Origin of the sequence: Prauserella marina (assembly GCF_002240355.1) — a bacterium.
Lineage (GTDB): Bacteria > Actinomycetota > Actinomycetes > Mycobacteriales > Pseudonocardiaceae > Prauserella_A > Prauserella_A marina.
Map to the genome: position 1 here is coordinate 1491344 of NZ_CP016353.1, position 23025 is coordinate 1514368.

Consider the following 23025-nt stretch of genomic DNA (forward strand, 5'->3'; position numbering starts at 1 on the left):
GCGCGGATCTCGGCGTTCTGGTCGAGGGATTCGCGAGCACTACTTGAATCTGGCTTCAAGTTCAAATACGCTCCTCGGCTACGGGCTAGAGGCGCTGAGGAAGGCGGCCGGGGCGACATGAACGAGAACGGCGAGACAGGCGAGACAGGCGAGACTCCGGTGACCGGCAAGGACCCGGCTCGGCTGTGGCGCCTCGACGGCAAAGTCGCGCTGATCACCGGCGGGTCCAGGGGCATAGGCAAGGCCGCGGCGGCGATGTTCGTGAAGGCGGGCGCGCACGTCGCGCTCGTGTCCCGCGACGCCGACCGGCTCGCCGAGACGGCGAGCGAACTGCGGACCCTCCGGCCTGGTGCCGAGGTGCGCTGCTACCAGGGCAACGCGGGTGACCCCGACCGGATCAGCGCGACGGTCGAGCAGGCGAACACCGATTTCGGGCACCTCGACGTGCTCGTCAACAACGCGGCGACCAACCCTTACTACGGCCCGCTCAGCGAACTCGACCTGTCACGCGCGCGGAAAACGACCCAGGTCAACCTGCTCGGACCGCTGTTGTGGACCCAGGAGGTCTGGCGGCGGTCCATGCGCGAGCACGGCGGCGCCATCGTCAACATCGTGTCGCTCGGTGCCTTCATCGCCGAGCGGGGAGTCGGCTACTACGCGACGACGAAGGCGGCGCTGAAGCACCTGACCACCCAGTTCGCGGCCGAACTCGGGCCGACAGCGCGCGTCAACGCGATCGCCCCCGGGCTCGTGGAAACCGACATGGCACGAGTCCTGGTCGAGGCGAAGGGGGACGAGCTGGCGGCGCGGCTCCCGCTGCGCAGGCTCGGTACGCCCGACGACATCGCTGCCGCCGCACTGTTTCTCGCCGGCCCGGCTTCGTCCTGGCTCACCGGCCAGACGCTCGTCGTCGACGGTGGCGCGCTGGCGATGCCGCTGGCCGGCATGGACAACTGACCGGTTTCATCCGTCACTCTCACTTCCGGGGAAGCCTCATGGAATGGATCCAGCAGTCGGACCTGTTGCCTTTCGTGCTCGAACAGCGGGCGAAGGAGAGTCCCGACACGATATTTCTGACTCACGTCGACGGCGATTCGCTGTCCTACGGCCAATCCTATGAGCTGAGCCTGCTTTGGGCCGGTGCGTTGCGGGACATCGGCGTCGGCGAGGGCGACAACGTCCTGAGCCTGCTGCCCAACGGGTTCGCGACCTATCACGCGTGGCTCGGCATGTCCTGGCTCGGCGCGGTCGAGGTCAGCCTCAACACCGCCTACCGGGGACACCTCCTGCGCTACACCATCGAGACCTCGCGAGCCCGGGTCCTGATCGTGGCGCGACGGTATCTCGCTGCGGTCGCCGAGATCGCGGAAGGGCTCAGTCAGCTCGAAACGGTCGTCGTGCTCGACGATCCGGCCGACGGTGCCGAGGTGGTCGGAATGCCACAGAAACTGGTGTCAGAACAGGAGTTCTTCGCCGGTGCCGCGCCCATCGGCCCTCCAGGTGAGGCGGGACCGCGACAGTGGACCAGTTCCTGCATCATCTGGACCTCGGGAACGACGGGACCGTCCAAAGGGGTCATTCTTCCCTGGGCGGAGTGGTATCCCTTCTGCGAGGTCGTCACGAGCGTCACGCGAGCCGACGACGTCCTCTATCACTTCCTCCCGCCGTTTCACGTCGGCGGCAAGATCCTGTTCTATTCGGCGCTGTTGCGTGGTTTCCCCATCGTCATGCGGGAAGTGTTCAGTTCCAGCAATTTCTGGCGGGACGTGCGGAAGCACGGCGTGACGCACACCGTCATGCAGGGACCGATGGCGATGATGCTGGCGAGCGCGCCCGAGTCGCCTTCGGACGCGGACAATCCGCTGCGTTCCATGGGATGCGCGCCGTTGCCGCCCGATCTTCCCGGTTTTCTCGGCCGGTTCGGCCTCACCGGGGTCAATACCTACTACGGGATGACCGAGATCGGGTTGCCGTTCGCCTCCGCCGGATTCGACCTGCCGGGTACGGACAGCTGCGGCAGGCTCAGGCCGGGCTACGAGGTTCGCATCGTCGACGAACACGACTATCCCGTCGAGGAGGGCAAGGTCGGCGAGCTGATCGTCAGGGCGGACCATCCGTGGACCATGAACGCCGGGTACTACGGCATGCCCGCCGAGACGGCGCACGCCTGGCGCAACGGCTGGTTCCACACCGGCGACGCCTTCCGGGTGGACGAGGACGGCAACTACTACTTCGTCGACCGCATGAAGGACACCCTTCGCCGTCGCGGCGAGAACATCTCCAGCTTCGAGGTCGAGACCTACGTCAACCAGCATCCCGAGGTCGCCGAGTGCGCGGCGGTCGCCGTGCCGTCGGAACTCGGCGAGGACGACGTGAAGATCGTCGTCGTGCTCGCCGAGGGCAGCTCGCTCGGCCACGGCGAGCTCGCGGACTGGCTCGCCGAGCGCCTGCCCCGGTTCATGGTTCCCCGGTACGTCGAGTTCACCGGCCGGTTGCCGAAGACCGACGCGACAATCAAGACCAAGAAGGCCTTTCTCAGGCAGAACGCGAATCCGGAGAACACATGGGATCGCGAAAAAGCCGGATGATCGGCATCCACTTCGGACAGTCAGGAACGGACATGCACTTCTTTTATTCGGAACGCGCCGTGAATCTGGGCAAGCAGGTGAGGGAGTTCGTCGAGAACGACGTCATCCCAGCCGAATTCCGGTACCGCGAAGAGCTGATCGCGGCAGGGGATCCGCACCACCAGCCCTCCGTCATGGAATCGCTCAAGGAGAAGGCGAAAGCAGCCGGTTTGTGGAACCTCTTCTACCCAGACGCCGAGTGGGGTGGAGGGCTCACGAACGTCGAGTATGCGGCGCTCGCGGAGATCATCGGGCAGAGCCTCATCGGTCCCGAGGTGTTCAACTGCTCGGCTCCCGACACCGGGAACATGGAGGTGCTCAGCCTTTTCGGGACCGGTGAACAGAAACGTCGCTGGCTCGAACCGTTGCTGCGCGGCGAGATCAGGTCCGCTTTCTGCATGACGGAGCCGGACGTCGCCAGCTCCGATCCGACCAACATCGCGCTGCGCATCGATCGTGACGGCGACAACCTGGTGCTCAACGGCAGGAAATGGTGGGCGACCAACCTGTACCACCCGCACTGCCGGATCCTGATCGTGTTCGGAAGGACAAGCGGGGAAGGGCCCCGGCACCAGCGGCACAGCATGGTGCTCGTTCCCCTGGACACGGCGGGAATCACCGTGGGAAGAGCACTGCCGATCCTCGGTTACCAGAACCAGGAGGGGCACGCCGAGATCTCCTTCGACAACGTGACCGTGCCCGCCGCCAATCTCGTGGGTGAGCTGGGGCAGGGGTTCGCGATCGGCCAGGCGAGGCTCGGGCCTGGACGGATCCACCACTGCATGCGTGCCATCGGCATGGCCGAGCGCGCGCTCACGCTCATGTGCGAGCGTGCCTCGTCGCGAACGGCCTTCGGCAAGCCGCTTGCCGAGAACGCCAACATCCAGGACTGGATCGCCGAGTCGAGGATCGACATCGAGATGGCGAGACTGCTCGTCATGAAGGCGGCCTGGCTGATGGACACCGTCGGCAACAGGGAGGCGAGAACGGAGATCGCGGCCATCAAGGTCGCGGCGCCCCGGATCGCGTCGCAGGTCATCGACAGGGCCATCCAGGTACACGGCGCGGCGGGCGTCAGCGACGACGTGCCGCTCGCCGAGATGTGGGCCTTCCAGCGCGTCTTGCGGATCGCCGACGGACCCGACGAGGTGCACAAGAGGAGCATTGCCCTGCGTGAGCTGCGCGACCGGGCACCGGTCGCGGGCTGACACCCAGGGAAACCAGCACGGGCGGACAGGGAAAACACATGGTGTACCAGGAGAACGACACGGCGGGCCGTAGCGCGGACAAGGCGTTGCCCCGGTCCCAGCGCGGACGCAACACGAGGGCGAAACTGCTGACCGCGGCCCGCACGGTCTTCGAGCGCGACGGGTTTCTGGACGTGAAGATCACCGACATCACGGCCGAGGCCGGGGTCGCGGCCGGTTCGTTCTACACCCATTTCGACGGCAAGGAAGAGATCTTCCGGGAGCTGCTCGACGGGTTGCGCGACGACCTGCTGCATTCGGGTATCGGCGGTTCGCATTCCGGCGACCCGGTCGACGCGATCCGGCAGGCCACCCGCCGGTATTTCGTCTCCTACCGCGACAACGCCGGGCTCATGCGCATTTTCGAGCAGATGTCGGCGATGGACGGGGTCTTTCGCAACGCGAGGCTCGAAAGGGCCAAGGTGTTCCAGGACCGCAACGCGCGCAGCATCCGCAGGCTCCAGGAACAAGGAAGGGCCGACGCGGAGTTGTCGCCGGAACTGGCGAGCCTCGCGCTCAGTTCGATGGTGTCGAGGCTCGCGCACGTGGTGTTCAACCTCGGCCACGAGGCAGGGAGCCTCGACGAACTGACCGACACCGTCGTGACGATCTGGGTTCGCTCGCTGGAAATCAGGTAGCGGGGAGGAAGCCGGTGTCCGAGGGAACACACGCCGTGGACGCTTCGGTGGTCGACATTGAGCGAGTTCGGTGGTGGATGGGAGAAGCGGGTCTCGGCGATGGCCCTTTCGAGGACGTGTCGGTGCTCGGCGGCGGCACCCAGAACGTGCTGCTGAGGTTGCGGCGGAACGGCCGTGAGTACGTGCTGCGCCGTCCCCCGCCACACAAGCGGCCCGACAGCGACAGGACCATCGAAAGGGAAGCCGCCGTGCTCGGCGCGCTCGCCGGATCGGCGGTACCGCATCCGGGACTGATCGCCGTGTGCCAGGATCCCTCCGTCATCGGGGCGGCCTTCTACCTCATGGAGCCGGTCGCGGGAAGGAATCCGTGCGGTCCACTGCCCCCGGGGCTTTCCGACGACCCTGGCTGGCAGCGCGTGCTCGGACTATCCATTGTCGACGGATTGATCGCGTTGTCGGAGGTTCGCCCCTCCGAGGTCGGTCTCGCGGATCTGGGAAAGCCACGGGGCTGGCTCGAACGCCAGGTTTCGCGGTGGCGAGGGCAGTTGGTCGGCTACGGGCGCGCCGAACACTACGAGCCCGGCTCGCTCGGTTCCGTCGACGACATCGCGCACTGGCTGGACACGTATCGGCCCGCCGACCACGGAACCGGCCTCATCCACGGCGATTTCCACCTCGCGAACATGCTCGTCGACGACGAGGGAACGCTGGCCGCGATCGTCGACTGGGAACTGAGCACGCAAGGGGACCCGCTGCTCGATCTGGGGCATCTGCTCGCGACGTGGCCAGGTGAGGACAACCCGGCGGGGGTGGATCTCGCCGTCCCGTTGCCGTGGCTGCCCACAGTGGACGAACTGCTCGCCCATTACGCCAGGCGCACGACGCGGGGCCTGGCCGACATCCACTGGTTTCGCGTGCTCGCCTGTTACCGGCTGGCCATCATCCTGGAAGGCACCTACGTGAGAAGCATGAGCGGACAGGCCGCCCGCGAGACCGGAATCGCGGCCCACGAGCGGGCGAGAGCGCTGCTCGACGCCGCGCGCGGGCTGCTCCGACGAGGGGAGAACTGACGTGGGCGCCAGGCTCAGGCAGGTCGCGCTCATCGCCGACGACCTCGACACCACCGTCGCCCGGCTGCGGGCAGTGCTCGGCCTCGACGTGTGTCTCACCACGGCCGACGAGATCGAACTGTGGGGCACCGACCTGATCGACCGGTTCGGCATCGGCAACGCGGTTTTCGCGGCGGGGGACACGTTTCTGGAAGTGATCTCGCCGAGCGACCAGGAGACACCGGCCGCCCGCTACCTCCGTAATCGCGGAGGGGACAGCGGGTACATGGTGTTGTTGCAGACCGACGATCTCGCGGCGGTGGACGTCCGCGCGCGTGAACTCGGAGTGCGCACGGTATGGGAGTCGCCGTTGCCGGGGATCCGGGGCAGGCACTTTGATCCACGCGACACCGGTGGATCGCTGCTGTCACTGGAACAACCCGACGATCCGGCCGAATGGCCGTGGGCGGGGCCGGCGTGGCGAGCCCGCTCCAACCCGGATGTCGAGCTCGCCGGTGTCGAGGTCGAGTGCGGCGAACCGGAGCGAGTCGCCGCCCGCTGGGCGGAGCTGATCGGCACCACGGTGACCCGCCGCGACGACGGCGTCGCGGCGGTGGAACTCGCGAGGGGACGCGTCAGCTTCCTGCCCGCCTCCGGCCGGGGCGAGGGCGTGTGCGGCATCGAGGTCCGTTGCCGAGACCGGGATGCCGTGCCGCGAAGGGCGCGCGAACTGGGACTGCGCGTCGAGGACTCTGATGACTCCGCTGTGTGGCTGTGCGGTATCGCGATCCGCCAGGCGCCGGTGCGGGAGCCGTGACACCGCAAGGTTTTCGAGCACCAAGAACCATTCCACGAAGGGAAGTTTCATGCGCACTACCACCTCGACGCTGTCCTCAGGCCACGTTTTCGCCGAGTGCCCCAGGTGGCACGAAGGCAGGCTGTGGTTCGTCGACATGCACGGGCACACGGTGATCGCCGTCGACGAGCACGGCGAATCCGAAGTCATCACCGAGGTACCGGGAAGGACGGGCGGCATCGGCTGGCTGCCCGACGGGCGCCTGCTCGTGGTGCAGCAGGACGCGCGCAAGATTCTGCGGCTGGAACCCGAAGGGCTTGTCGAGCACGCCGACCTCTCCGGTGCCGTTTCGTCCATGTTGAACGACCTCTGGGTCGATTCCTCGGGCAGGGCGTGGGTCGGCGAGATGGGCTTCGATCCGGAGGAATTCCTCGCCGACCCCTCGGTCGTCGGCGCGCTGATGGCCGAGCGGGTCGACGGCCCGCTCGACGTTCCCGCCACCAGCAGGGTGTTCGCGGTCGAGCCCGACGGCTCGTGGCGCGTCGCCGCGGAAGATCTCGTCTTCACCAACGGGATCGTCGTGGACGAAAACCTCGGAAGGCTGTACGTGGCGGAGACGATGGGCGCGCGCATCACCGTATTCGACATCGGCGAGGGCGGTGAACTGACCGGCAGGCGCGAACTTCCGCTCGGCTACGCCCCCGACGGTATCGGCCTCGACGGCGAGGGCAGGCTGTGGGTTTCCGACCCGCTGCACCTCGGCGCCGCACTCGTCGGCACCGACGGCACCGAGCTGGACAGGGTCGGCACCGATCAGCTGTGCCTCGCGTGCGCCGTCGGCGGCGAGGACGGGCTGACGCTGTACCTGTGCACCGCGCCGACCACGGATTCCGAGGAGTGCGCGCGGCTGCGCGCGGCGCGGATCGACACCGCCTCGCTCGTCGCCTCTGCCGCGCCGTGAGCGGGTAGCCGGGCGGGGGAGGCGTCAGGGGTCGATGGTCAGCGCGAGGTAGAGATCGACCTGCGTTCGGAAATCGGTCACGTCGACGCCGAGCAGTTCCCCCGCCCTCGCCATCCGGTAGCGCAGCGTATTGACGTGCACGTGCAGTGCTTTCGCCGCCTTCGCTGGGGAACCGGAACATTCGAGGAACACGCGCAGCGTGTGCAGCAACTCGGGATTCTGTTCGAGCAGCGGTCCCAGCACGCGGTCGCGCAGGGCACGTCGCAGGTCGTCGGGCGCTCCCGCGAGCAGCAGGGTGAGCGGGCCGAGCCGTTCGCCCGAGACGACCGCGACCCTCGTGGCGCCCCGTTCGGCGACGCCGACGGCGTGCAGCGCCTCCTCCGCCGCGCCGCGCAACCCGGAAAGCGGCGCGGGCCCACCGGTCCCGACGAGCAGTCGGCCGGGGCCCAGTCTCGCCAAACCCGCTTCCGCGTCACTCGCCCAGCCGGACGGCCACTCCGCGTCGACGGCTACCGCCAGTGCCGAACCCGGATCGTCGCCCGCGCCCGCGAAGAAGGGCGCGGGGTGCTCGGCGAGTAGTTCGCCGAGCACGTCACCCGCGATCGGCGCGGCAGGGGTGCTCGCGGCGAGCACCCTCAGCCGGGCTCCCGATGGCAGGCCCGTCGAGGCGAACGCGCTCGCCAGTTCGGCCGGATCCGCGGCCGAACGGTCGCGCAGCAGCGCGAGCAGCGGCTCCGCGACGCGCGTGCGCACCGCGCGAACCTCGTCCTCCCTCGCCCTCGCCAGCCCGACGAGGCTCGCCAGCTCGTCGGCGATCTCTGCCCTTCCCCCGCTCAACTCGGCGTCGACGACCAGAGTCCACGGCACGGCATGCCGTCCACCGACGGTGACGACCGCCCTGTCCCGTGGCGAGCGCGGCGTGCTGCCTGCGACGACCCTGCCGGTCGCCGACCTGACCCAGCAGTCGGCGCCGAGTTCGGCTGCCCCGCTCGCCAGCAGCTCCGGCAGCGAGGCGGTCTCGGCCGCCGCTGATAGCAAACGCTTGCGGGCGCCGTCCGATTCGGCGGCGAGCGCCAGTACGACGCGCTCGGTGATCACCGCGAACGACAGGTCGGCGGGTACTTCCACCAGCGGGATGCGGTGCCGTTCGCACGTGCTGACCAGATCGGAGGGGATGCCGCCGCTGTCGGCTCCCGATGCGGCCAGCGCGGCGCAGCCCGCCTCGGCGAGCGCGGCGACGAACGGTTCGGCGTCACCGGGAGCGTGCCACCACAGCAGGCCGCTGAGTACCAGCTCACCCCGCGTGACGTACCGGCTCGGATCGGGCAGCTCGGTGACGTAGATGCGGGTGACCTCGCGATCGAGCAGATCGCCTCCGGCGCGGAGCCGCAGACGTAGCTCTGGCAGGCCGAGCAAGGTTCGCACCAACGTCATCAGATTTGTAGGAAAGCACAATTTCCCTCGTTCGTGCGCACCTGTCTTTCATGCTCGCGCGCCGTTGCCCGCGCCCGCCCCCGGTGTGTGTACTGGAACACACCCGGACCTCAGGAGTGAACATTCGTGGATTTCCTCCGACCTACCACTCTCGACGAGGCCGTCGCCTTCAAGGCGCGGCGGCCGGATGCCGTGCCCATCGCGGGTGGCACCGACGTCATGGTCGAACTGAATTTCGACCAGCGGAGGCCGTCGGCTCTGCTCGACCTCACCGGTGTCCCCGAGCTGGCCACACCGGACCGTCCGTCCATTTCGGATGGTTGGCTTTCGCTGGGAGCCTGCGTGCCCTACAGCAAGGTCATCACCGAGTTCGGCGCCGTCCTGCCGGGACTGGCGATGGCGGCGCGCACCGTCGGTTCCCCGCAGATCCGCAACAGGGGGACCGTGGGCGGCAATCTCGGAGCGGCCTCTCCCGCCGGTGACTGCCATCCCGTACTGCTCGCGAGGGAAGCCGAGGTCGAACTCGTCTCCGAGCGGGGAACCCGGCGGATTCCCGCCGAACGGTTCTACACCGGGGTGAAACGCAACGCGCTCGACGAGGACGAGCTGATCGCGGGCGTGCGGTTTCCCGCCGTGACCCGATGTGCCGAGCAGTTCGCGAAGGTCGGTACCCGCAACGCCATGGTGATCGCGGTGTGCTCGTTCGCGATCGTGCTGCGAGACGGCAGGGTCGGTGCCGCCATCGGTTCGGCGGCCCCGGTTCCCCGCAGGGCCGCCGAGGCCGAGCGGTTCCTCGCGGCCGAACTGCCATGGGAGGAAGGCACGGCGCTGCCCGGCTCGCTGACGCGGCGCTTCGGCGAGCTCGTGGCCTCGGCTGCCGAACCCATCGACGATGTGCGCGGCAGCGCGGGATACCGCACGCACGCGCTCGCCGTGCTGGCGCGGCGGACCTTGACCTGGGCGTGGGACGACTACCGAAGTGGGGAGCGAGCATGCGCGTGACCTTGCGGATCAACGGTGAACGCAGGCAGGCCGACGACGTGTGGGAAGGCGAGAGCCTGCTGTACGTGCTGAGGGAACGGCTTGGCCTTCCCGGTTCGAAGAATGCCTGCGAACAGGGCGAATGCGGATCGTGCACGGTGTATCTCGACGAGGTTCCGGTGTGTTCCTGTCTCGTCGCGGCCGGTCAGGCCGAGGGCCGCGACGTGCGCACGGTCGAAGGACTCGCCGAAGGCGACCGGCTCCATCCCGTTCAGGAGTCCTTTGTGGAGTCCGGGGCGGTGCAGTGCGGCTTCTGCACGCCGGGACTCGTCGTCGCGGCACACGATCTGCTCGGCCGGATTCCCGACCCCAGCGACGAGGAGATCCGCGAAGCGCTCGCCGGAAACCTCTGCCGGTGCACGGGCTACGAGAAGATCCTCGACGCGGTACGGACGGCGGCGCGCCGATGATCGTCATCGAGAACGCGGCCATCGCGACGGTGGACGCCGAGGGCACCGAGTACCGCTCGGGGCACGTCGTCGTGGACGGCGACCGCATCGCCGCGGTCGGTGAGGGCCCCGCGCCTTCCTTCGACGGCGAGCACACGCGCGTCGACGGCACGGACTGCCTCGTCACGCCGGGGCTGATCAACACTCACCACCACCTTTACCAGTGGGCCACGCGGGGGCTCGCCGCCGATTCGACGCTCTTTCAGTGGCTTGTCGAGCTGTACCCGGTGTGGGCGAGACTGGACGCCGACAGCACGCATGCCGCTGCCACGGCCGGTCTGGCGAGGCTCGCGCTCACCGGCTGTACGACGGTCGCCGACCACCACTACGTGTTCCCGCATGCGGGCGGTGACCAGATCGCGGCGCTGGTCGCGGCGGTCGAGCGGATCGGGGTGCGCGGTCACCTCGTGCGGGGCTCCATGGACCGCGGCGAGTCCGAAGGCGGACTGCCCCCGGACAGCGTCGTCGAGGACACCGAGAGCGCGTTGCTGGGCACGGAGCGGGCCATCGAGGCGCACCACGACGCCTCCGAAGCCGCGATGCTGCGGATCGCGGTCGGCCCCTGCTCGCCGTTCACCGTCACCGAGCACCTGATGAAGGAAGCCGCGGAACTGGCACGCCGCAAGGGAGTCCGGCTGCACACGCACCTCGCCGAGACCCGTGACGAGCACGAGCAGTGCCTCGCCGAAACGGGCCGTACACCGGCCGAGTACGCCGAATCCCTCGGCTGGCTCGGCGGGGACGTGTGGCTCGCGCACACCGTGCACCTCGCCGAGGACGCCGTCGCGATGCTGGGAACCACCGGTACCGGCTCGGCGCACTGTCCCACGTCCAACGGCAGGCTCGGCACCGGCATCGCGCCCGCCGCCGATCTGCTCGCGGCTGGCGCGCCGGTCGGGCTGGGTGTCGACGGCGCCGCCTCCAACGAATCCGGCGGACTCGGCGAGGAACTGCACCAGGCGCTGTTGCAGGCCCGGCAACGCGGCGGGCCCAAGGCGCTGACCGTGAGGCAGGCACTCTGGATGGGCACGATGGGCGGGGCGCGCTGCCTGGGAAGGGACGGCGAACTGGGCTCGATCGAGCGGGGCAAACTCGCCGATCTCGCGGTGTGGCGGCTTTCCGGGCTTCGCTACGCCGGGATCGAGGACCCGGTGGCAGCCCTCGTGCTCGGTGCGGTCCCCGACGTGAAGCTGCTCCTCGCCGGTGGAAAAACCGTGGTGGCCGAGGGAGAACTGCGCACGGCCGACGAGAACACCATCGCGGTCGAGCTGAGCGCGGCGAGCGGGAGGTTGCGGTGAAAGCGACGACGGCGACGACGGTGGCCCGGAGCGCCACGACGGGCGGCGTGGGCACGAGCCCCGCCAGGCCCGACGGTGCCATGAAGGTGAAGGGCGAGTTCGCCTACGCCTCCGACCTCTGGCACGAGGACATGCTGTGGGGAGCGACGCTGCGCAGCCCGCACCCGCACGCCCGCGTCACCGGCATCCACATCGCCGAGGCACTCGCGGTGCCGGGGGTGTACGCCGTGCTGACCCATGCCGACGTACCCGGGGTCAACAGGTACGGGCTCGAACACCCCGACCAGCCCGTGCTCGCCGAGGCCGTCGTGCGGTACCAGGGTGAGCCGGTGGCGCTGGTCGCGGCCGATCACCCCGAGACGGCAAGGAGGGCACTGGCCCGCGTCACCGTCGACTACGAGGTGCTGGAGCCGGTGACCGACGCCGAGGCGGCGGTGGCGGGTACGGCGGCGGCACTGCATCCCGGCGGCAACGTCGTGCGGCACGTTCCCGTGCTCGCGGGCGACCAGTACGCCGAGGCCGAGGTCGTGGTCAGCGGCACCTACGAGGTCGGCATGCAGGATCAGGCTTTTCTCGGTCCCGAATCCGGTCTCGCCGTGCCAGCCGAGGACGGCGGCGTCGACCTCTACGTGGCGACCCAGTGGCTGCACGTCGACCAGCGGCAGATCGTCGCCGCGCTCGGCCTGCCAGAGGACAAGGTGCGGTTGACGCTCGGCGGGGTCGGCGGCGCCTTCGGCGGGAGAGAAGACCTTTCCATCCAGGTGCACGCCTGCCTGCTCGCCCTGCACACCGGAAAACCGGTGAAGATGGTCTACAACAGGGAAGAGTCCTTCTTCGGCCACGTCCACCGGCATCCCGCGCGCATGTACTACGAGCACGGGGCCCGCCGCGACGGCACCCTCGTCTATGTCAGGGCGAAGATCTATCTCGACGGAGGGGCCTACGCCTCCTCGACGCCCGCCGTCGTCGCCAACGCGGCGACTCTCGGCGTCGGACCCTACGAGGTGCCCAACGTGCGGGTGGAGTGCTGGGGTGCCTACACCAACAACCCTCCGTGCGGAGCCATGCGCGGTTTCGGCGCCGTACAGGCCGCTTTCGGCTACGAGTCGCAAATGGACAGACTCGCCGAAGCCTGCGGCCTCGACCCCGTCGAGATCAGGTTGCGCAACGCGATGCGCGAGGGCTCCACGATGCCGACGGGTCAGATCGTCGACTCGGCCGCACCGGTGGCGACGCTGTTGCGCGGCGTCGCGGACCTGCCGCTTCCCTCGTCCCCCGGCGGGCTCGATTTACGCCGCCTTCCTGGCGGAGTGTCCAACACGACGCACGGCGAGGGCGTCGTCAGGGGTGTCGGCTATGCCGTCGGCATCAAGAACATCTGTTTCTCGGAGGGATTCGACGACTACTCGACGGCGAGGGTGCGGTTGCGGCTCGTCGGCGGCGAACCCGCTGCCACCGTGTACACGGCTGCGTGCGAGGTCGGGCAAGGGCTGATCACGGTGCTCCAGCAGATCGTGCGCACCGAACTCGGAATCGAGCGGGTCACCGTCGAGCCGGCGGACACCTCGACCGGCAACGCGGGCTCGACGTCGGCGTCACGGCAGACCTATGTCACCGGTGGCGCGGTCAGGGCGGCGGCGCTGGCGGTGCGCTCGGCGCTGTTCGCCGACGTGGCGAGCCGGTCGGGAACGCAACGGTCGGAGCTGAGTCTTTCCGGAGGCAAGATACTGTCCACGATGGACGGTGTCGTCGGTGAGCTGGCCGACGTGCTCGGCGACCGGGACTACGACGAGACCGTGGAATGGCGGCACCGGCCCACCGAGACGCTCGACCCCGAGACCGGCCGGGGCAACGCCCACGTGCAGTACGGTTTCGCCGCGCACAGGGCCGTCGTCGACGTCGATGTGGAACTCGGTCTCGTCAAGGTCGTCGCGCTCGACTGCGCGCAGGACGTCGGAAGGGCCATGAACCCGCAGGCTGTCGCAGGGCAGATTCACGGCGGCTCGGCGCAGGGACTGGGACTCGCGCTCATGGAGGAGATCCAGATCGAGGGCGGAGTCATCCGCAATCCGTCCTTCACCGACTACCTCATTCCCACCGTGCTCGACATGCCGCCGATGAACGTCGAAGTGCTCGAACTCGCCGACCCGCACGCGCCCTACGGACTGAGGGGAGTCGGCGAACCGCCGACGATCTCCTCGACACCGGCCATCGTCGCCGCGATCAGGCAGGCGACGGGAAAGGCGCTCACCAGGGTGCCGGTCCGTCCTGAACACATCGCCGGGATCTGATCCGGCCTGACGAACAGAACCAGCCCCGGGTGTGCCGATTGGCAGGCCCGGCGGTGAATCCTGCCCAACTCGCGCTGGAGGCCATCGTGGTGCAACCGCGCACGGACCGCGTACAGCAACCGGGGGAGCCCACCTCCGTCGACAGGTTCTTCCGCATCAGCCATCGCGGCAGCACGGTGGGGAGGGAGGTACGCGGCGGGCTGACGACGTTCGTCGCGATGTGCTACATCGTGCTGCTCAATCCGTTGATCCTCAGCGCTTCCACCGACATCACGGGCCTGCGGCTGACGACGGAACAGGTCACGACGGCGACGGCGCTGGCCGCGGCCGTCACCACCGTCCTCATGGGACTCATCGGCAACGCGCCGCTCGCCGTCGCGGCGGGGCTGGGGGTCAACGGCATCGTCGCCTTCCAGCTCGCTCCCGCCATGACCTGGGGGCAGGCGTTCGGGCTCGTCGTACTCGAAGGACTGTGCATCGTCGCGCTGGCGATCTCGGGCGTGCGCGAGCGCATCATCAACGCCATTCCCTCGGCGCTCAAAACCGGAATCACCGTCGGCATCGGGCTCTACATCGCGCTGGTGGGGCTGGTCAGCGCCGGGTTCGTCACCAGGACTCCCGACAAGGCGGACTCGACCGTTCCGGTGCGGATGGGCGTCGACGGTCACCTCACCGGCTGGCCGATCGTGGTGTTCTGTCTCGGGCTGCTGCTCATGGTGATCCTGGTGGCCAAGGCCGTTCCCGGCGCGGTGCTGATCTCCATCGGCGCGGCGACGTTGCTGGCCGTCGTGCTCAACAGCGTGTTCGACATCAGCGGCTGGGGTCTCGTCGAGCCGGCCGTGCCGACCCAGGTCGTGGCGAGCCCCGACTTCAGCCTGTTCGGCCAGATCGACCTGTTCGGTGGATTCGTCTCGGCAGGGGCGATGACGGCGACGGTGTTCCTGTTCACGCTCGTGCTGTCCGGGTTCTTCGACGCGATGGGAACCATCACGAGCGTCGCGCAGGAAGCCGGGATCATGCGGGAAGGCAAGGTCGAGGGGATGGGCCGCATCCTGTTCGTCGACGGGCTCGGCGCGGTCGCGGGCGGGGTGAGCGGCTCGTCGCCGAACACGGTGTTCCTCGAATCGGCGGCGGGAGTCGGCGAGGGGGCGCGGACGGGGCTGGCCAGTGTGGTCACCGGAGGGTTGTTCGCGGCGACCCTGTTCCTGACGCCGATCGCCGCGATCGTGCCGGCGCAGGCGGCGGCGCCCGCGCTGGTGGTGATCGGCGGCATGATGATGGCCCAGTGCAGGCGGATACCGTGGCAGGACGCCGATGTCGTGCTGCCGGTGTTCCTGATCGCCGCGCTCATCCCGTTCACGTACTCGATCACCAACGGCATCGGGGCTGGGCTCATCGCCTACGTGGTCATCAAGCTGAGCAAGGGAAAGGCGAGCGAGGTCGGCTGGCTGCTAGGCGGGCTGGCCGTCGTGTTCGCGGCCTATTTCGGGGTCGAGGCCGTCAAGCTGGTGGTCACCTGACCCCGCGTGCCCGTGGGTGCCAGCGCGGTGCCCATACGCGAGTCCCCAGCTCAAGCCGTCGAGTTCGGCGCTCAGGTCGGCGAGTTCCGCGCTCAGGCTGTCGAGTTCCGCGCTCAGGCTGTCGAGTTCCGTGCTCAGGTCGTCGAGTTCCGCGCTCAGGACGGCGAGTTCCGTGCCCAAGCCGGCGAGTTCCGCGCCCAGGTCGGCGAGTTCCGCATTCAGGTCCTGAGAGTTCCGGACAGCTCGGGCATGGCTCGCCGAATGAGCGGTGCCAACGGGCCAGTGACCGACTCACCGACCGCAGCGTGGGAACAGCCTTCCGGCGAGGCGCGCGTCACGCACCAAGGGCGAACTCACGCGTACCAACGCGGATGTCGGTGACCCGACTGCGGATGTCGGTGACCTGACTGCGGAACTCAGGCATCCTGAGTGCGGATCTCGCGCGCCTGGACGGGGAACTCGGCGGCCTGGACGGGGGACTCGCGCGCACGAGGGCCCGGGCCCCGCCAGCGCCCGGCGCGGGCCAGCGCCCGGCGCGGGCGGGCGCGCGGCTCAGGGGACCGGCTCGAACTCGGCCACGTTGTCCAGCGCGGTTCCCATGGCGGCGTTGGCCTCCCGCTCGATCATCACCTCGACCAGCACGGGACGACTGGTGCGGTCGGCTTCCTTCCTCGCCCACTCCAGCGCGCCCCTGATGCCGTCGGGTTCGGTGACCCTGGTTCCCGAACAGCCGTACGCCTCCATGATCTTGACGTTGTCGGTGCCGTGCTCGTCGTAGTGCAGGTCGACCTCGAAGTTCATGTCATAGCCCAGTTCGGCCTGTCTGATCAGCCCCAGGTACGTGTTGTTCAGCATGACGAGCACGAACGGCACGTCGTACTGGGCCGCCACCGCCAGTTCCTCGACGAGGAACTGGAACGAGTAGTCACCGACGACGCCGACGACCTCGGCGCCCGGCTTCGCCTTCTTGACCCCGATCGCGGCGGGAATCTCCCAGCCGAGCGGCCCGGCCTGGCCACAGACCTGGTAGTGCCGTGGCTTGTGCGCGCGCTGGAACTGACCCGACCAGATCTGGTAGAGCCCGATCGCGGTCACGAAGTAGGTGTCCTCGCCGTAGAATTCGTTGATCTCCTTGAACACCCTCGGCGCCTTGATGGGTACGGCGTCGAAGTCCTCGGTGCGGTCCAGCGTCGCGCGCAGTTCGCCGATGCGCTCGACCCATTCCACCGGCCTCACCACCTGCCTTCGCGCGGCGGCGGCGCCGAGCGCGTCGAGGAATGCCGCACTGTCGGACACCACACCGAGGTCGGGCCCGAACACCCTCCCGATCTGGGTGGGCTCGATGTCGACGTGGATGAACCTGCGATCGCCGCGGTAGACCGAAAGGTCGCCGGTGTGCCGGTCACCGAACCTGGCACCGACGGCGAGCACCAGATCCGATTCGAGGAACGCCGCGTTGGCCCAGCGTTGTGAGGTCTGGATACCGGCCATGCCCGCGAAAAGCCGGTGGTCTTCCGGGAAGACCCCCTTGCCCATGAGCGTCACCCCGACCGGCACGCCGAGGGTTTCGGCGACGTTCAGCAGCGACTCGCCCGCGTTGCCGAGCGTGACGCCTCCCCCGGCGAGGATCAGCGGGCGCCGCGCGGACAGCAGCAGGTCGAGCGCCCGCTCCACTCTCGCCGGCGCGGGCTGTGGCACGGCGACCGGGAGCCTGGCGTCGATGTCGGCGTCCCACTCGATGAGCTGCTTCTGCACGTCGAGCGGCAGGTCGATGAGCACGGGCCCGGGCCGTCCGCTGCGCGCGATCCGGAACGCTTCACGGAAGATCCACGGTGCCTGCGCGGCTTCCTTGACCTGCACCGCCCACTTGGTGACGGGCTTGGCGATCTCGACGATGTCGACGGCCTGAAACGCCTCCTGATGGAGCTTTGTCGACACGGCTTGGCCCGTGATGCACAGGATGGGGATCGAGTCGGCCTGCGCGGTGTAGAGGCCGGTGATCATGTTGGTTCCGGCCGGACCTGACGTCCCGATGGCGACGCCGACGTTGCCCGTCGTGCGGGCCCATCCGTCGGCCATGTGGGTCGCGCCCTCCTCGTGCCGCACGACGAGGTGTTCGATTCCGCTTCCTCGCAACGCCGAGTAGAGCGGCAGAATCGCGGCGCCAGGGCAGCCGAACGCGGTGTCGACTCCCTCGGAGACGAGTACGTCGACGACGGCCTTCATCGCAGGAACCTTTGCCATGACTGACGTTCCCTTCAGTCCACACCGGATAATTGTTCGGTGACCTTGAGAAGTGCCGAGTGATCGAGCGAGCCGTGACCCATTGCCTTCGCCGACGCGACGAGCTGGGCCACGAGTCCCGTCATGGGTAGTGAGACACCGGCTTGCCGGGCGGCGGCGGTCGCGATGCCCATGTCCTTGTGGTGCAGGTCGATCCGGAATCCCGGAGCGAATTGCCGCGCCACCATGGTGGCGCGTTTGAGGTCGAGGATGCGGTTGGCGGCGAGACCTCCGGCCAGCACGTCGAGTCCGGTCGCCGCGTCCACTCCGGACTGTTCCATCAGGACGATCGCCTCGCCGACCAGGGCGTAGATACCGCCGACGACGAGCTGGTTGGCCGCCTTGACGACCTGTCCGGCTCCGTGCGGGCCGACGTGCACGACGGTGGTTCCCATGAGCCGCAACACCGGCATGGCCGCCGCGACGTCCGCGTCGTCGCCTCCGACCATGATGGACAGTGCGGCCTCACGCGCTCCGGTTTGTCCTCCCGAGACGGGAGCGTCGATCACCCGGACACCCTTGTGCTTGGCGGCTGCGGCAAGCTCGATCGAGGTCTCCGGCCGGATGGTGCTCATGTCGATGAGCAGTGCTTCCTTCCGCGCGGTCGCCAGCACTCCGCCTTCGCCGAGTACGACCTGCTCGACCTGCGGATGGTCGGGAAGCATCGTGATGACGACGTCGGCGCCCTCGACCGCCTCGGCGACGGACGAGGCCGCGATTCCGCCGTCCGCGACGAGCGTGTCCAGTGCCTCCGAGGCGACGTCGTAGCCGGTGACCCGATGTCCCGCGGCGGCGAGATGGCCCGCCATCGGCGATCCCATGATGCCGAGGCCGATGAATCCGATGGTGCTCGTCATACGGCTGCCCTCCTTGCGCGCGGCAGCCAGGAAAGCGAAGCCTCGCTGCCGGTGGTCGGCTGGTATTCCAGTCCCGCGTAGCCGGTGTAACCGGCTTCCTGCAACGCGCCGAGATATCCGTCGATGTCGAGTTCGCCCGAGCCGGGTTCGTGCCGCCCTGGTACGTCGGCGAACTGCACGTGCCCGATCCTCGCCGTGTGCTCGGCGATGACGGCGGCGAGGTCGTCGCCGTTGGTGGCGAGGTGATAGAGGTCGGCGAGCAGGGTGAGCTCGGGCCTGCCGAGCTTGTCCATCACGGCGAGCGCGTCGGCCGCCGTGCGCAGTGGGTAGCGGTCGGCGCCGGAAAGCGGTTCGAGCACGAGCTTGGCGCCGATGGCGGCGGCCTTGCCCGCGAGCAGGTCGAGGTTGGCCAGCGCCGTCTCGTCCTGCGCGGCGGGGTCGAGGCCGTCGATCCGGTTGCCGTACAGGGCGTTGAAGGTGCGGCAGCCGAGCCGCCGCGCGATGTCGATCGCGACATCGGCGCTGTCGGCGAGTTCGCTCTCCCTGCCCGGCCACGACACGAGCCCCCGGTCTCCGCCAGGCATGTCGCCCGCGAAGAAGTTGAGCCCGGCGAGCGCGACTCCGGCGTCGTCGACCGCGGTGACGAAGGCGCCGACCTCGGCATCGGAGGGGACGGCTTCGGTGAACGGCCACCAGAATTCGACGGCCGTGAAGCCGGCCGCTCGCGCCGCTTCCGGCCGCTTCGGCAACGGCAGCTCGGTGAACAGCATGGACAGGTTGATGTCGTAGCGCAGGGTGTGTTCCGCCATGGCTCCGTGCTTCTCGTCTCGGCGTCGCTCAAAATTTCGTAATGTGGAAGTACTTTTTCGTACTATGACAGTAGCGAGCGCGTGGTGGGGTCGTCAACGGTTCGGTTCCGGCGCTTGGCGGGATACCGTGGCCGTCGTGGAGCTGGAAGCGGAGTTCACGAGCGAGCCGTTTCGCGGTGAGGGCGAGCCGCCCCCGCATGCCGCGCTGGCAAAGGAGGCCGCGCGGAACGCGGGCCTGACCATCGACTTCGGGCCGCTGGGTACCTCGGCACGCGGGGACGCCGACGCGCTGCTCGCCGCGCTGCCCTCGATCGCGAGAGCGGCCATTGAAGGAGGGGCGAGCAGGCTGACCCTGCGCATCGCGCCGGTCGGCGAACGTGAGCGGGGCGAGCAGGGTGAGCGGGGCGAGAAGGGCACGGCGCCCGATGTCCTCGACCGCATCGTGCGGGACGTCGAGACCGAACTCGGCGGCCCGCTCGGCGAACTGGACCGCGAAGGAAAGCAAAGGGCGGTGCGGCTGCTGGAGGAACGCGGAGCCTTCCAGCTCAGAAAGGCCGTCGCCACCGTGGCCGAAGCCCTCGGCGTCACCAGGTTCACCGTCTACAACTACCTGAATCGCGAATAGCTCAGCACATCGAATTCAACAAAATGTTGACGGCCCGCGTTCGCCGCCTTAGCTTTTCCTGAATGACCGAACTCAGCATGGCCGAGTTCAACTCCGCCGATTCCCGTGAGCTTCGCGAGACATTGACCGGATGCCTCGCCGTGCCACGCTGGGCGGAGCGGGTTCTCGCGGGACGGCCCTACCCGGACAAGGCAGCGCTGCTGGCGGCTGCTGACCTTGTACTCCAACCGGACGAAATTCATGCCGCGATGGCCGCGCATCCCCGCATCGGGGAGAAACCGGCAAGCGGAGCGGCGAACACCGAACAGTCCGGTGTGGACGAATCGGACGCGAAGCTGTTCCGGGAGGCCAACATCGAGTACGAGAACCGGTTCGGACATGTTTTCCTGGTCCGCGCGAGCGGGCGTGGCGGCTCCGAACTGCTGGCGTTGCTGCGAGCGAGAATGGCCAACGATCCCGAAACCGAACTCGCCGTCGCGGGTGAGGAACTGATCAAGATCGCCCTGCTGCGACTGGAAAAGGCGGTAGCCGGATGAGCCTGGTGACCACACACGTCCTCGACACGGCGGCGGGCAGGCCCGCGGCCGGAATCCCGGTGCGCCTGCTCCAGCGGGACCAGCGGGAACTGGCGGCCGGGACCACCGACGAGGACGGCCGGATCGGCGACCTCGGTCCTGACACCCTGCCTCCCGGCGTGTACCGGCTGGTGTTCGACACGGCGGACTATCTCGGCCCCGGCGCGTTCTTTCCCGAGATCACCGTCACCTTCCGCATCGCCGATTCCCAAGCACACCACCACGTTCCGGTTCTGCTGAGCCCGTTCTCCTACTCCACCTACCGAGGGAGCTGATCCGCGTGGGCATCACACTGGGGCCCAATCAGTACGGTAAGGCCGAGGTCCGGCTCGTCACGGTCGAACGGGAAGGGCCGGTGCACCACATCAAGGATCTCACCGTGTCGACGGCGCTGAGAGGAAACCTCGCGGCGACCCACCTCACCGGTGACAACCGCGACGTCGTCGCCACCGACACGCAGAAGAACACGATCTTCGCCTTCGCCAAGCGACAGCCGGTCGGTGACATCGAGGATTTCGCACTCAGGCTCGGCAGGCATTTCGTCAGCTCGTTTGGTCAGATCACCGGGGCCCGCGTGCTCATCGAGGAGCACGGCTGGCGAAGGATCGAGGTGGGCGGAACTCCGCACGACCACGCCTTTTCTCGCTCAGGGGAGGAAAAACGCACCACGGCCGTCACAGTGGACGGTGACCAGGAGTGGGTCGTTTCGGGCCTGGCCGATCTCGTGGTGCTCAAATCGACGGGGTCGGAATTCCACGGCTTTCCCCGCGACGAGTACACGACGCTCGCCGAGACCGACGACCGGATACTGGCCACCGCGGTGACGGCACGCTGGCGTTATCGCGAAGGGGAAACCGGCGGCTGGTCGCGAGCCCACGCGACGGCGAGGAGCGCGCTGCTGGAGACCTTCGCCCGCAAGCACAGCCTTTCGCTGCAACAGACCCTGTACGCCATGGGAGGCGCGGTGATCGAGGCGGTGCCCGCGATCGCGGAGGTCAGACTTTCGTTGCCCAACAAGCATCATTTCCTCGTCGACCTGAGCCCTTTCGGGCTCGGCAACGACAACGAGGTGTTCCACGCGGCCGACCGTCCATACGGGCTGATCGAGGGAACCGTGCTGAGTGACGACGCGCCCGACCCCGGTCTCGCCTGGCACACTCTGCCTGCCTTCTGAGGAGATCGGTGGTGTCTCATGCATCCCGTTGACACGAAACCGCCACTGCCGCAGCTCCTCGCGGGTGGCCTGCAACATGTCGCCGCGATGTACGCGGGGGTCGTCGCACCGCCGCTGATCATCGGCCAGGCGGTGGGACTCGACGCCGGTCAGCTCAGCCTGCTGATCAGCGCGAGCCTGTTCACGGCTGGGCTGGCGACCCTGCTTCAGACGCTCGGGGCGTGGCGGTTCGGCGCGCGGCTCCCGCTCGTCAACGGCGTCACCTTCGCCGCCGTCGCTCCCATACTGGCCATTGTGGAGCAACACGGGACCGGTAACGGTCTCGGCGTCGTCTACGGCGCGACGCTCGTCGGCGGAGCGCTCGTCGTGCTCGCCGCACCGTTTTTCTCCCGGCTGACCCGGTTCTTCCCTCCCATCGTCACCGGAACCGTCATCACGCTGATCGGCCTTTCGCTTCTCCCGGTCGCGGTCACGTGGATTTCCGATCAGCAAGCCTCCGCGAACGGGGAAGGGTTGCTGCTGGCCGCGATCACGCTCGCTGCGGTGCTGGCCTGCAACCGGTTCCTTCGTGGATTCTGGAGCAGCGTCGCGTTGTTGCTCGGGCTCGTGCTCGGCACGCTCGTCGCCTGGCCGCTCGGTGCCGTCGATACCTCGACGCTCGACGGCGCGCCCGCGTTCGGCATCACGACCCCGTTCCACTTCGGAACGCCGGTGCTGGACATCGCCGCGATCGTGTCGATGGCGATCGTGATGCTCGTCGTCATGGCGGAGAGTACAGCGGACATGCTCGCGCTCGGCGAGATCGTCGACCGGCCGACGAGCGAACGCACACTGGCCGACGGCTTGCGTGCCGACGGGTTCGCCACCGCGCTGGCGACCGTGTTCGGTGGCTTCGCGGCGACGGCGTTCGCGCAGAACGTCGGACTCGTCGCCATGACGAGGGTGGTGAGCCGCTACGTCGTCGCCATGAGCGGCCTGATTCTGGTGCTGCTCGGGCTTTTCCCTGTCACCGGCGGGGTCGTCGCGCTCATCCCGGCGCCCGTGCTCGGTGGAGCGGGACTCGTGTTGTTCGGCAGCGTCGCGGTGGCCGGGATCCGGACCCTCGGCAAGGTGTCGTTCGCCAGCCCCGCCAACGTCACCATCGTCGCCGCCGCACTGGGCATCGGGCTCATTCCCATCGCGGCGCCCGAGTTCTACGCCGGTTTTCCCTCGGCGGTCAGGACGGTGCTCGACTCGGGAATCAGCGCGGGCTGCATCGCGGCGGTGCTGCTGAACGTGATCTTCGGCGAGCGGGCGAAGGCGGCGGCACCCGCCGCCGACCGGGAAGGGGTGTGAGTCCGTGGCACGGTTC

22 protein-coding genes are annotated in these 23025 nt (G+C 68.4%); 17 read left to right on the forward strand and 5 right to left on the reverse strand.

Annotation, left to right across the window (positions count from 1 at the left end; genetic code table 11):
• The first annotated feature begins 117 nt into the window (after positions 1-117).
• Genes BAY61_RS06795 through BAY61_RS06825 form a run of 7 tightly spaced genes read left to right on the forward strand, consistent with a single transcriptional unit; the run spans position 118 to position 7318 of the window.
• Complete coding sequence (locus BAY61_RS06795; RefSeq protein ID WP_091799939.1) at positions 118-957, forward strand: SDR family oxidoreductase; 840 nt, start codon at positions 118-120, stop codon at positions 955-957.
• Between the two features lie 38 nt (positions 958-995).
• Positions 996-2588 carry an AMP-binding protein gene (locus tag BAY61_RS06800; RefSeq protein WP_091799943.1) on the forward strand — a complete coding sequence of 531 codons (1593 nt, stop codon included), beginning with the start codon at positions 996-998 and terminating at the stop codon, positions 2586-2588.
• 32 nt (positions 2589-2620) lie between these two features.
• Entirely contained in the window at positions 2621-3835 is a 1215-nt protein-coding gene (locus tag BAY61_RS06805) for an acyl-CoA dehydrogenase family protein (RefSeq protein ID WP_091800821.1), read from the forward strand.
• A gap of 38 nt (positions 3836-3873) precedes the next feature.
• The gene (locus BAY61_RS06810; protein WP_091799946.1) at positions 3874-4512 is read left to right on the forward strand and encodes a TetR/AcrR family transcriptional regulator; all 639 of its coding nucleotides are present in this window, start codon (positions 3874-3876) and stop codon (positions 4510-4512) included.
• 14 nt (positions 4513-4526) lie between these two features.
• Positions 4527-5582 carry a phosphotransferase family protein gene (locus tag BAY61_RS06815; protein ID WP_211323458.1) on the forward strand — a complete coding sequence of 352 codons (1056 nt, stop codon included), beginning with the start codon at positions 4527-4529 and terminating at the stop codon, positions 5580-5582.
• 1 nt (position 5583) lies between these two features.
• Positions 5584-6378 carry a VOC family protein gene (locus BAY61_RS06820; protein WP_091799949.1) on the forward strand — a complete coding sequence of 265 codons (795 nt, stop codon included), beginning with the start codon at positions 5584-5586 and terminating at the stop codon, positions 6376-6378.
• 49 nt (positions 6379-6427) lie between these two features.
• The gene (locus tag BAY61_RS06825; RefSeq protein ID WP_091799952.1) at positions 6428-7318 is read left to right on the forward strand and encodes an SMP-30/gluconolactonase/LRE family protein; all 891 of its coding nucleotides are present in this window, start codon (positions 6428-6430) and stop codon (positions 7316-7318) included.
• 24 nt (positions 7319-7342) lie between these two features.
• Here the strand turns inward: BAY61_RS06825 and BAY61_RS06830 are convergent, their stop codons facing one another.
• The gene (locus BAY61_RS06830) at positions 7343-8752 is read right to left on the reverse strand and encodes a PucR family transcriptional regulator (protein WP_091799955.1); all 1410 of its coding nucleotides are present in this window, start codon (positions 8750-8752) and stop codon (positions 7343-7345) included.
• Positions 8753-8878: 126 nt separating this feature from the next.
• Between BAY61_RS06830 and BAY61_RS06835 the strand changes: the two genes are divergently transcribed.
• The 5 genes from BAY61_RS06835 to BAY61_RS06855 all read left to right on the forward strand — a co-directional run bounded on the left by BAY61_RS06835 (position 8879) and on the right by BAY61_RS06855 (position 15351).
• Positions 8879-9754 carry an FAD binding domain-containing protein gene (locus BAY61_RS06835; RefSeq protein ID WP_091799957.1) on the forward strand — a complete coding sequence of 292 codons (876 nt, stop codon included), beginning with the start codon at positions 8879-8881 and terminating at the stop codon, positions 9752-9754.
• The gene (locus BAY61_RS06840; RefSeq protein WP_091799960.1) at positions 9745-10203 is read left to right on the forward strand and encodes a (2Fe-2S)-binding protein; all 459 of its coding nucleotides are present in this window, start codon (positions 9745-9747) and stop codon (positions 10201-10203) included. The genes BAY61_RS06835 and BAY61_RS06840 overlap by 10 nt, the downstream gene beginning before the upstream one ends.
• The gene (locus BAY61_RS06845; RefSeq protein WP_091799963.1) at positions 10200-11540 is read left to right on the forward strand and encodes an 8-oxoguanine deaminase; all 1341 of its coding nucleotides are present in this window, start codon (positions 10200-10202) and stop codon (positions 11538-11540) included. The genes BAY61_RS06840 and BAY61_RS06845 overlap by 4 nt, the downstream gene beginning before the upstream one ends.
• Before the next feature lie 80 nt (positions 11541-11620).
• The gene (gene pucD / locus BAY61_RS06850; protein ID WP_420848756.1) at positions 11621-13831 is read left to right on the forward strand and encodes a xanthine dehydrogenase subunit D; all 2211 of its coding nucleotides are present in this window, start codon (positions 11621-11623) and stop codon (positions 13829-13831) included.
• A gap of 86 nt (positions 13832-13917) precedes the next feature.
• Entirely contained in the window at positions 13918-15351 is a 1434-nt protein-coding gene (locus BAY61_RS06855; protein ID WP_420848757.1) for an NCS2 family permease, read from the forward strand.
• On the opposite strand, the gene BAY61_RS32770 is transcribed toward BAY61_RS06855, so the two are convergent.
• The 4 genes from BAY61_RS32770 to BAY61_RS06875 form a co-directional block, all read right to left on the reverse strand.
• Positions 15283-15531 carry a hypothetical protein gene (locus BAY61_RS32770; protein WP_110057667.1) on the reverse strand — a complete coding sequence of 83 codons (249 nt, stop codon included), beginning with the start codon at positions 15529-15531 and terminating at the stop codon, positions 15283-15285. The genes BAY61_RS06855 and BAY61_RS32770 overlap by 69 nt on opposite strands.
• 372 nt (positions 15532-15903) lie before the next feature.
• Entirely contained in the window at positions 15904-17595 is a 1692-nt protein-coding gene (gene gcl, locus BAY61_RS06865) for a glyoxylate carboligase (protein WP_091799972.1), read from the reverse strand.
• Positions 17596-17609: 14 nt separating this feature from the next.
• A complete protein-coding gene (locus BAY61_RS06870) occupies positions 17610-18491 on the reverse strand; it encodes a 2-hydroxy-3-oxopropionate reductase (protein WP_091799974.1) in 882 nt (293 codons plus the stop codon).
• The gene (locus tag BAY61_RS06875; protein WP_091799977.1) at positions 18488-19300 is read right to left on the reverse strand and encodes a hydroxypyruvate isomerase family protein; all 813 of its coding nucleotides are present in this window, start codon (positions 19298-19300) and stop codon (positions 18488-18490) included. The genes BAY61_RS06870 and BAY61_RS06875 overlap by 4 nt, the downstream gene beginning before the upstream one ends.
• A 136-nt stretch (positions 19301-19436) precedes the next feature.
• On the opposite strand from BAY61_RS06875, the gene BAY61_RS06880 reads away from it, so the two are divergent.
• From BAY61_RS06880 to BAY61_RS06900, 5 genes are all read left to right on the forward strand, one after another.
• Complete coding sequence (locus tag BAY61_RS06880) at positions 19437-19925, forward strand: helix-turn-helix domain-containing protein (RefSeq protein WP_176879602.1); 489 nt, start codon at positions 19437-19439, stop codon at positions 19923-19925.
• A gap of 62 nt (positions 19926-19987) precedes the next feature.
• Complete coding sequence (gene uraD, locus BAY61_RS06885) at positions 19988-20461, forward strand: 2-oxo-4-hydroxy-4-carboxy-5-ureidoimidazoline decarboxylase (protein WP_091799981.1); 474 nt, start codon at positions 19988-19990, stop codon at positions 20459-20461.
• Entirely contained in the window at positions 20458-20775 is a 318-nt protein-coding gene (gene uraH, locus BAY61_RS06890) for a hydroxyisourate hydrolase (RefSeq protein ID WP_091799984.1), read from the forward strand. The genes uraD and uraH overlap by 4 nt, the downstream gene beginning before the upstream one ends.
• A 5-nt stretch (positions 20776-20780) precedes the next feature.
• The gene (gene pucL, locus BAY61_RS06895; RefSeq protein ID WP_091799987.1) at positions 20781-21674 is read left to right on the forward strand and encodes a factor-independent urate hydroxylase; all 894 of its coding nucleotides are present in this window, start codon (positions 20781-20783) and stop codon (positions 21672-21674) included.
• 18 nt (positions 21675-21692) lie between these two features.
• On the forward strand, positions 21693-23009 hold the full coding sequence (locus BAY61_RS06900) for a nucleobase:cation symporter-2 family protein (protein WP_091799990.1): 1317 nt from the start codon (positions 21693-21695) through the stop codon (positions 23007-23009).
• The last annotated feature ends 16 nt before the right edge of the window (positions 23010-23025 follow it).